The following is a 9,566-nucleotide window of genomic DNA, read 5'->3' on the forward strand; positions in this document are numbered from 1 at the left end:
AGCTGGCACCGCGCCTCCCGTCCGTTCGTGGTCACGTCGACGACGTCAGGCGATCCGCTTGAACGCCTTGTCGACGTAGCGGTCGATGGTCGCGCGCGCTTCGCGTGCGTACCGGTCGATCGTGGCGGTCCGCTGCGCGTCCGGCGCGTAGGACCGACCGAGCCGTGCGGTCGCGGCCGCGAGGACGCCGTCGGTGAGCTGCGGGTTGAGTGGCAGGATCGGCCCCTGGGTGTGCGTCCCGAACGAGGTGCCGGTGATCGCGCCCTCGACCGGGCTCCCGGCCTGGTTGCCCCCGCCGGAGACGACGTCCGCGAAGGGGGTCACACCGTCGCCGAGCACGATACTCGTCGCGTGGTCCTCGAAGCCGGCGAGCCGGGTCGGCGCACCGTCGAGCAGTGGGTACCGAGTCTCGAGCACGAAGTAGTTCACGCGACGCTCGGCACCGCGGACGGCCCGGGCGTCGAAGACCCCGAAACCGGTGACGTCGGCGCCGTCGGATGACACCACCGCGTTCGTGGCGAGGTCGAAGCCGCCGCCGACCGCGACCACCGGGACCCCGGCGGCAGCGAAGTCGCGCAGCGGTGCGCCGACTCGGGCGACGTCGGCTCCGAGCGACCGCATGGCGCTGAGCGGACCGTTGCCGATGACGACGACGTCCGCCGTGGTGGGCAGCGTGTCGCCGGGGGCGTACTCGACGACCTCGGTGGCGATGTCCGCGGCCTCGGCACGGCGCACGAGGGCTGCGACGTTGCCGCGGTCCCCCGAGACTCCCATCTGCCGCGGGTACACGTGCAGGATGGTCAACCGGTCGGCGGTCATGCCGTCTTCTCCATGTCCGGGTGGCCGAGGGCCTTGCGGGCGATCATCATGATCTCGTAGTTGACGATGAAGTTCTTCGTGCCGCTCGTCGTCGCGCCGAGCTGCTCCATGTGCCGGATCGCGGCCTCGACGTCGGGCTCGACCTTGCCGATGCGGACACCGGCGTGCTCGAGGGCGATGGCGATCTGCCAGGCCTTGTCACCGGAGACGACGTCCACGTGGTCGAGCTTCGAGAAGTCGATGTCGTAGATCCAGGAGATGTCCGGCGTGCCCTCGTCGATCGCCATGAGGACCTGCTCGGGCCGGTCCGGGAGCGCGTCGAGGTTCAGCTGGAGGCTCGCGGCGTTCTTGAACATCGTGAACTCGGCCGACTCGCCCGCGATCGGGAGGCGCTCGCCCCGGCCGTACGCGGGCTTCATCGTGCCGAAGGCCTTCGTCACCGCGTCCGCTCGGAACTGGTCGCCCAGGGCCGCACTCGCGGTGGCCGTCGCAGCGGCGGCGTCGACCGCGTAGTGCAGGCCACGCGCCGGCAGGCGGACGGGGATGTCCGCACCCGCGAACCGGATGGTCGCGCCGTCACCGGTGTTCACGACGACCTCGGCGTCGGCCGCGTTCGGCTCCCCCGCCTGACGGTCGAAGTCGTCGGCGTTCTGCAGCCCGTTCGGCGCCGCCGCCACGACCTCGGCACTCGCGCCGAAGCGGAGCACCTGCTGGCCGGCCGTGCCGACGTAGGCGTCGAGGAACTGGTCGTCGCGGTTCGTGATGACGTTCCGGGCCGACAGGGCCGCGGTGTCGAGCATCATCGTCGCGACGCGCTCGGTCTCGAAGAACCGGTAGAGCTGGTCGACCTGGACGTTGAGCATCGTCACGGTCGACGGCGACAGGATGCCCGCGAGCTCGACCGCGAACGCCTCGTCGACCTCGAGGATGCCGATGTCGGCCTTGAGCTTGCCGGTCAGCGACACCTCGGAGAGGAGTGCCGACGCGATGCCCTGCGGCAGGTTCGCACCGGACGGGTTCGTGAAGACCCGGAGCCCGTGCGCCCGCACGATGTCGGAGATCATGTGCGTCGTCGTCGACTTGCCGTTCGATCCGAGGACGAAGACGACGCCGTTCGGGAACTGCTTCGTCACGTGCTGCAGGAAGTCCGGCACGAGCTTGAGGACGATGTAGCCCGGGTAGGCGGAACCCCCGCCCCGCGCACGTGCGAGGGCGCGGAGGATCCGCCCGACCAGGATCGGGATGAGGAAGCGCATCGGCCTACTCGAGGTAGTCGCGGAGCGACTGCGACCGCGACGGGTGGCGGAGCTTCGCCATCGTCTTGGACTCGATCTGGCGGATGCGCTCACGCGTCACGCCGAACGTGTCACCGATCTGGTCGAGGGTCTTCGGCTGGCCGTCACCGAGGCCGAAGCGCATGCGGATGACGCCCGCTTCGCGCTCGGACAGGGAGTCGAGCAGGCTCTCGAGCTGCTTCTGCAGCATCGTGAAGCCCACCGCGTCGGCCGGCACGACGGCCTCGGTGTCCTCGATGAGGTCACCGAACTCCGAGTCGCCGTCCTCGCCCAGGGGCGTGTGCAGCGAGATCGGCTCGCGGCCGTACTTCTGGACCTCGACGACCTTCTCCGGGGTCATGTCGAGCTCACGGGCGAGCTCTTCCGGGGTGGGCTCGCGACCGAGGTCCTGGAGCATCTGACGCTGGACGCGCGCGAGCTTGTTGATGACCTCGACCATGTGGACGGGGATGCGGATCGTGCGGGCCTGGTCGGCCATGGCGCGGGTGATCGCCTGGCGGATCCACCACGTCGCGTAGGTCGAGAACTTGAAGCCCTTCGTGTAGTCGAACTTCTCGACGGCACGGATGAGGCCCAGGTTGCCCTCCTGGATGAGGTCCAGGAACTGCATGCCACGGCCGGTGTAGCGCTTGGCGAGCGACACGACGAGGCGGAGGTTCGCGCCGAGCAGGTGCGACTTGGCGCGCTGACCGTCGCGGGCGACCCAGCGCAGCTCACGCTCCTCGGGCTTCGACAGGCCCGTCGAGTGCTGCAGCTTGTCCTCGGCGAACAGACCGGCCTCGATGCGCATCGCGAGCTCGACCTCCTGCTCGGCGTTGAGGAGCGCGACCTTGCCGATCTGCTTCAGGTAGTCCTTCACCGGGTCGGCGGTGGCACCCGTGATGGTCGTCGAGTAGACCGGGGCCTCGTCGTCGTCGGACTGCGAGATCACGAGCGCGCCCGCGGCGACCGCGGCCGCCTCGGCCTTGGTGTCCTTCGGGGCCTCTTCGTCGGCGTCCGCGTCGTCGGTGGTGTCGTCCGCCGACTCGTCCACCGGCTCGACGGGCTCGTCCTCGAGTTCCTCGTCGTCGGCCTTGGCCTTCTTGCCGCCCTTGGCGGTGGTCTTCTTCGGCGCGGCCTTCTTCGCCGGCGCCTTGGTGGCGCGCTTCTTCGGCGCAGCCGCGCCCTCGGCCTCGGCGGCGTCGGCCGTCGTGCCCTCGGGTTCGGTGTCCTTCGTGGGATCGATCGTCGTGCTCCGGGCAGCCATGCGATCACCTCTCTCGTCGTGCCACGTTCGTGGGGTCGTGGCCTCCCTCGCCGCCCAGGGCCGGTGCCGCAGTCCCCCGCGTCAGCCGGTCCTACCAATCCGGGCAGCACTAGGACCCATGTCAAGTCCCCGGGTTTCCGCGCGCTCAGCGGAGCGGTTGGTCACGAGGGGCCCGATGGGTCCGTAGTCATTATTGCACGCCGCGCTTCCGCACACGTGCAACCAGTGCAACCCAGAGCGGACCCACCCGTATTCCCTCCCGCTCGTGCAGGACCCGCCGGGTCCGGCGTCGGGCGTGGAGCAGCATGGCGACCCCGAACCCGACCACGACGTACTGCACGGTGAGCGCGATCCGGAAGTTCGCCCAGGCGAAGACGGTCTGCCCCGTGGCACGGGAAGCCGCGTCGAGGATCGTGCCGATGAGGAACATCATCACGAACGCGGCGAGGAACCCGCCGACGTTCACGAGCCCGTTCGCCGAGCCGAGCGCCCCGACCGGGTTGAAGGACCGCGCGAAGTCGAACCCGATGAGCGACCCGGGCCCGCCGATGCCCATCGCGACGACGAGCAGCACGAGCAACCAGGTCGGGGGCTGACCGGGCCACGCCAGCACGGCCGTCCACACCACCGCGAGGAGCACGACGCACCCGAGGACGAGGTTCGACCGGCGGAGCGGGTACCGGGCGCAGAGCACGCCGAGCAGCGGCCCCGCGACGAACCCCGTGACCACGATCACGGTGAGGAAGCCGGCGGCCTCGGTCGCGCTGTAGCCGAGACCACGGAGCATCGGGACACCCCAGAGGAGCGAGAACACCGTGCCCGAGGACTGCGTCACGTAGTGCGACCAGAACCCGAGCTGCGTGCCCGGGCGTCGGACCGCGTGCGCGAAGGTCCGCAGCGCGCCGCCCCACGAGTGCGGCAGCGGGATCGCGCCCGTCCGGACGGGCACCGGGCCGTTGCGGACGAAGACGAACGCGAGCACGAGACCGACGGCGCCCGCGCCGGCGGCGACGCCGTACGCCGTGCCCCAGCCGGTGGTGTGCAGCAGGAGCGCGAACGGGAAGGCGGACAACACCTGCCCGACCTGCCCCAGGTTGCCGGTCCACTGCGAGAGCTGGGGCAGGATCCGCCCGCTGAACCACATCGGCAGGAGCCGGATCACCGAGATGAAGGTCATCGCGTCACCGGCACCGACGAGGACGCGACCGACGACGGCCGGTCCGATCGTCGGCGACACCGCGACGACGGCCTGCCCGACGACGAGCAGCGCCGCCCCCGACAGCACCAGCTTCCGGGGCCCGAAGCGGTCGAGCGCGATGCCGACCGGGATCTGCAGTGCCGCGTACACGGCGATCTGCACGACGGCGAGCGTCGAGAGCACGGCAGCGGACACCGCGAAGCGCTCCTGCGCGTCGACGCCGGACACGCCGAGCGTGGACCGCTGCACCACGGCGAGGACGTAGGCCAGCACCGCGACGCCCCAGACGAGGAAGGCACGGCGGGAGTTCACCCGGCCAGGCTAGCGGCGCCGTCGCGGCGCGACGGCCGCGGGAGGCGACCCGTGGAGAACGCGACCGGCGCGTCGGACGCGCACCGTGCCTCCAGGCTGTGCACGGCCGGGAGGCCCGCCCGGCGTCGACCGGAGCGCCCGCGTCCGCAGGCCGGTCACCGCATCAGTCCGCGGTGCCGTCCGCCTGTCCGCGGCGGTCCGCCAGGAAGCGTTCGAGCTCCGCCGCGATCGCGTCGGCGGAGGGGACCTCGCCGTCGACGCCGGTCAGCGGCGAACCGATCGGGTTGCCCGCCATGTACTCGTCGTGCCGCTCCTCGAGCACCGAGACGAGCCGCTGCAGCTCCCCGTTCCCGCCGACCTGCTCGTCGACGCGGGCGAGGAACTCGCGGCCCTCCTCGCGGAGGGCGTCGGACGGGAAGATGAGGCCGGTCGCGGCGGAGACCCCGGCGAGGGCGGCCACCGCGGCGTCCGGGAACTCGGTGTCCGAGAGGTAGTGCGGGACGAGCAGCACGAGGCCGGTGACCTCGTGTCCGGACTGCGCGAGCCGGTGCTCGACGAGGTGCAGGACGTTCGCGGGAGCCTGGGTCTCCGGCTTCCAGACGCTCATCTGCTCGACGAGGTCGGCGCGCGTGCCGGACACCGTCATGCGGATCGGGCGGGTGTGCGGCATGGGCATCGGGATCGACTGGACCCAGGTCGTGTCGACGACCTGCAGCCGCTCGGCGAGGTCGGTGACCGCGGCGACGAAGGCGTTCCAGCGGAAGTCGGGCTCGTACCCGGAGAGGAAGAGGAACGGCTGACCGATCTCGTCGCGCACGAGGGAGAGCGTGAGGCGCGGGACCGCGACGGACTCGATGTGGTCGTGCTCGAAGGTGATGACCGGCCGACGCGCACGCCAGTCGAGCAGGACGTCGGGGTCGAACTCGACGATCGTGGTGGTCTCGAGCCCACCCTCGATCGCCGTCGTGACCTGCGCCACCGCGGCGCCGGCGTCGGCGAAGCCGGTCAGGGCCGCGACGAGGTGGAGGCCCGCCGGGACCTCGGGGGCGCCGTCGACGGACGAGTAGAGGTCCTCGTGGTGGTTCACCGTCCCCATGCTAGGCGGGCGTGCACAGCGGTCCGGGCGGCACGGCCACGCCGACAGCGAACAGTGCGTGGATAGGGTTGGGGCATGGTCCGACCGATCCTCTCCACCGTCTCGTCCGCCGCAGCCGACACGGAGGCCGACGTCCTCGTCGTCGGCGTCCGTCCGGGGGTCGACGGTGGGCCCGCGACCGCCGTCGGCGCCGACTTCCTCGGCGACCTCGACCTCGCCGCGATCGGCGTCACCGGCGCGAAGGACCAGCTCGTCCGCCTGCCGGGGACGGGTGTCGCCGCGACCTCGGTCGCCCTCGTCGGACTCGGGTCCGGCACCGACGCCGCGGCCGTGCGGAGCGCCGCCGGCAGCGCGGTCCGTCAGCTCCCGCTCGCGGAGTCGATCGCGATCGCGCTCCCGACCGACACCGCCGAACTCGTCGGGGCGGCGCTCGAGGGTGCGGCCCTGGGTTCCTACGTCTTCACGACGCACAAGGGCACCGGCACCACCGGCCCGGTCCGCGGGGACCAGCGCATCGCGGTCGTCGCCCCGTCCGGCGTCGAGGTCGACACCGCCCGCGCGTCCGCAGTCGCCGAGGCCGCGTCGACCGTCCGCGACCTCGTGAACACCGCCGCCGGCGACCTCGGACCGGCCGACGTCGCGTCGGTCGCCGAGGAGCTCGCCACGGACCTGCCGCTGACCGTCGAGGTGCTCGACGAGCACGAGCTCGAGGCGCAGGGCTTCGGCGGCATCGCCGGTGTCGGCCGCGGCTCGGTCCGTCCCCCACGGCTCGTCGTCGTCCGGTACACCCCGGAGTCCGCGTCGAAGCACCTCGCGCTCGTCGGCAAGGGCATCACGTTCGACTCGGGCGGCCTCTCCCTCAAGCCCGCCGCCTCGATGCTCGGCATGAAGACGGACATGACCGGGGCCGCCACCGTCCTCGCGGTGGCCGTCGCCGCGGCGAAGCTCGGGCTCGACACGAAGGTCACCGCGTGGCTCTGCCTCGCCGAGAACATGCCGTCCGGCTCGGCCACCCGCCCCGGCGACGTCCTGACGCTCAAGAACGGCAAGACCGTCGAGGTGACGAACACCGACGCCGAGGGGCGCCTGGTCCTCGGTGACGGCATGGCCGCCGCGTCGCTCGAGCACCCGGACGCGATCGTCGACGTCGCGACGCTCACCGGCGCGCAGGTCGTGGCGCTCGGTGACCGCACCACCGGCCTGATGGGCAGTGACGACCTCGTGGCGCAGGTCCGGGCGATCGCCGACGCCGTCGCCGAGCCGATCTGGCCGATGCCGCTGCCCGAGGAGCTCGACGCCCGACTCGCCAGCGACGTGGCGGACATGGTGAACGCGACCGTCGGCAACCCGGCGGGCGGGATGCTCCTGGCCGGCAAGTTCCTCGAGCGCTTCGTCGGTGAGGGCATCCCGTGGGCGCACCTCGACATCGCGGGCCCCTCGGAGCACAAGGGCGGCGGCTACGGGTGGCTCGGCAAGGGCGCTACGGGCGTCATGGTCCGGACACTCATCGCGCTCGCAGAAGAGCTCCAGTCCAAGTAGTAGGTTTGAGTCCGGCGGGGCGGCCGCGTGCGCGCGCACCCCGCCGGACCCACACGGGACGGGACCGGAACCACACGGTCCGACCGTGGGACGCCGCTCGCCGCGGTGTCCACGGGGCCGGACCGGTCCCGAACACGCACGAGGGAGTTGCACCAGGTGACGGAACAGACTTACGACGTCGTGGTCCTCGGTGGCGGCAGCGGTGGGTACGCCGCAGCGCTCCGGGCCGCCGAGCTCGGGATGAGCGTCGCGCTCATCGAGGGAGACAAGCTCGGGGGGACGTGTCTGCACCGCGGGTGCATCCCGACGAAGGCGCTCCTGCACGCAGCGGAGATCGCCGACGGCACGCGTGACGCCGAGAAGTACGGCGTCATCGCCGAGTTCGCCGGTGTCGAGGTGCCGAAGGTCATCGAGTACCAGCAGGGCGTCATCTCCTCCAAGTACAAGGGCCTCCAGGGCCTCATCAAGGCGCGGAAGATCACCGTGGTCGAGGGCTGGGGTCGTCTGACCTCCCCGAACACCGTGCAGGTCGGCGACCAGACCGTCACCGGCAAGAACGTCGTGCTCGCCACGGGCTCCTACTCGCGGTCCCTCCCCGGGCTCGAGATCGGTGGCCGGGTCATCACCTCCGAGACCGCGCTCAAGATGGACTACGTCCCGAACAAGGTCGTCATCCTCGGTGGCGGCGTGATCGGCGTCGAGTTCGCGAGCGTCTGGAAGTCCTTCGGCGCCGAGGTCACCATCGTCGAGGCGCTGCCCCACCTCGTCCCGGCCGAGGACGAGTCGATGTCGAAGCAGCTCGAGCGCGCGTTCCGCAAGCGCGGCATCGAGTTCTCGCTCGGGGTCCGCTTCCAGGGTGTCGAGCAGCACGAGAACGGCGTGGTCGTCACGCTCGAGGACGGCAAGACCTTCGAGGGCGACGTCATGCTCGTCGCCGTCGGTCGCGGCCCGCTCACCCAGAACATGGGCTTCGAGGAGGTCGGCGTCACGATGGACCGCGGGTTCGTCACGACGAACGAGCGCCTCGCCACGAACGTCCCGAACGTGTACGCCGTCGGCGACATCGTGCCCGGCCTGCAGCTCGCGCACCGCGGCTTCCAGCAGGGCATCTTCGTCGCGGAGGAGATCGCCGGTCTGAACCCGGTCGTCATCTCCGACACGAACATCCCCAAGATCACGTACTCCGACCCCGAGGTCGCGTCCGTCGGGCTCTCCCAGGCCAAGGCCGAGGAGCAGTACGGCGCCGACAAGGTGGACTCCTACGAGTACAACCTCGCCGGCAACGGCAAGAGCCACATCATCGGCACGTCCGGCTCGGTCAAGGTCGTCCGCGTGGTCGACGGCCCGGTCGTCGGCGTCAGCATGATCGGTGCCCGCGTCGGCGAGCTCATCGGCGAGGCACAGCTCGCCGTCAACTGGGAGGCCTACCCGGAGGACATCGCTCCCCTGGTCCACGGACACCCCACGCAGAACGAGGCGCTGGGCGAGGCCTTCCTGCACCTCGCGGGCAAGCCGCTGCACGCCCTGTGAACACCATGACCACCACCACGAACCACCCCTGCGAAGAGGAGTCCACCCGATGAGCGAATCCGTCAACCTCCCGGCGCTCGGCGAGAGCGTCACCGAGGGCACGGTGACCCGATGGCTGAAGAACGTCGGTGACCGGGTCGAGGTCGACGAGCCGCTGCTCGAGGTCTCGACCGACAAGGTCGACACCGAGATCCCCTCTCCCGTCGCGGGCGTCGTGGAGGAGATCCTCGTGCAGGAGGACGAGACCGTCGAGGTCGGTACCGCGCTGGTGAAGATCGGTGACGGCTCCAGCTCGTCCGACGGCGGCTCCGACGAGGGCAGCTCGGACCAGGGCGCGTCCGACCAGGGTGCCGACGAGGCCCAGGCCGACGCTTCCGAGCCCGAGCCGGCCCCGAGCACGGAGCAGCAGGACGAGCAGAAGGCTCCCGAGCCGCAGCAGGCCGACCCGGCCCCGGGTGGTCAGACGCAGCCCGCCGCCCCGCAGGCGCCGTCCGCTCCGCCCGCCGCGGCCCCGGTGCCGCAGGCCGCTCC

The 9,566-nt window shown here is 71.3% G+C and carries 8 protein-coding genes; 3 read left to right on the forward strand and 5 right to left on the reverse strand.

What is annotated here, in order from left to right; all coding sequences use genetic code 11:
- Positions 1-45: 45 nt before the first annotated feature.
- The 5 genes from ACSW7Y_RS13760 to ACSW7Y_RS13780 all read right to left on the reverse strand — a co-directional run bounded on the left by ACSW7Y_RS13760 (position 46) and on the right by ACSW7Y_RS13780 (position 5,966).
- Positions 46-819 (reverse strand): type 1 glutamine amidotransferase, encoded by a 774-nt coding sequence (locus tag ACSW7Y_RS13760; RefSeq protein ID WP_438126820.1) that lies wholly within the window; start codon positions 817-819, stop codon positions 46-48.
- Positions 816-2,075 (reverse strand): MurT ligase domain-containing protein, encoded by a 1,260-nt coding sequence (locus tag ACSW7Y_RS13765; RefSeq protein WP_438126821.1) that lies wholly within the window; start codon positions 2,073-2,075, stop codon positions 816-818. Before ACSW7Y_RS13765 ends, ACSW7Y_RS13760 begins: the two co-directional genes overlap by 4 nt.
- Before the next feature lie 4 nt (positions 2,076-2,079).
- Positions 2,080-3,360, reverse strand: coding sequence for an RNA polymerase sigma factor (locus ACSW7Y_RS13770; protein ID WP_438126822.1), 1,281 nt, complete (start codon positions 3,358-3,360; stop codon positions 2,080-2,082).
- Between the two features lie 190 nt (positions 3,361-3,550).
- Entirely contained in the window at positions 3,551-4,870 is a 1,320-nt protein-coding gene (locus ACSW7Y_RS13775) for an MFS transporter (RefSeq protein WP_438126823.1), read from the reverse strand.
- 163 nt (positions 4,871-5,033) lie between these two features.
- A complete protein-coding gene (locus tag ACSW7Y_RS13780; RefSeq protein ID WP_438126824.1) occupies positions 5,034-5,966 on the reverse strand; it encodes a proteasome assembly chaperone family protein in 933 nt (310 codons plus the stop codon).
- A gap of 75 nt (positions 5,967-6,041) precedes the next feature.
- Between ACSW7Y_RS13780 and ACSW7Y_RS13785 the strand changes: the two genes are divergently transcribed.
- The 3 genes from ACSW7Y_RS13785 to ACSW7Y_RS13795 form a co-directional block, all read left to right on the forward strand.
- On the forward strand, positions 6,042-7,505 hold the full coding sequence (locus ACSW7Y_RS13785) for a leucyl aminopeptidase (RefSeq protein WP_438126825.1): 1,464 nt from the start codon (positions 6,042-6,044) through the stop codon (positions 7,503-7,505).
- A gap of 156 nt (positions 7,506-7,661) precedes the next feature.
- Positions 7,662-9,035: a dihydrolipoyl dehydrogenase gene (lpdA, locus tag ACSW7Y_RS13790; RefSeq protein WP_438126826.1), complete on the forward strand. Its 1,374-nt coding sequence runs from the start codon at positions 7,662-7,664 to the stop codon at positions 9,033-9,035.
- Between the two features lie 49 nt (positions 9,036-9,084).
- A partial coding sequence (locus tag ACSW7Y_RS13795; protein WP_438126827.1) for a biotin/lipoyl-containing protein occupies positions 9,085-9,566 on the forward strand: 482 nt, incomplete at its 3' end.

Origin of the sequence: Curtobacterium flaccumfaciens, assembly GCF_051548005.1 — a bacterium.
Lineage (GTDB): Bacteria > Actinomycetota > Actinomycetes > Actinomycetales > Microbacteriaceae > Curtobacterium.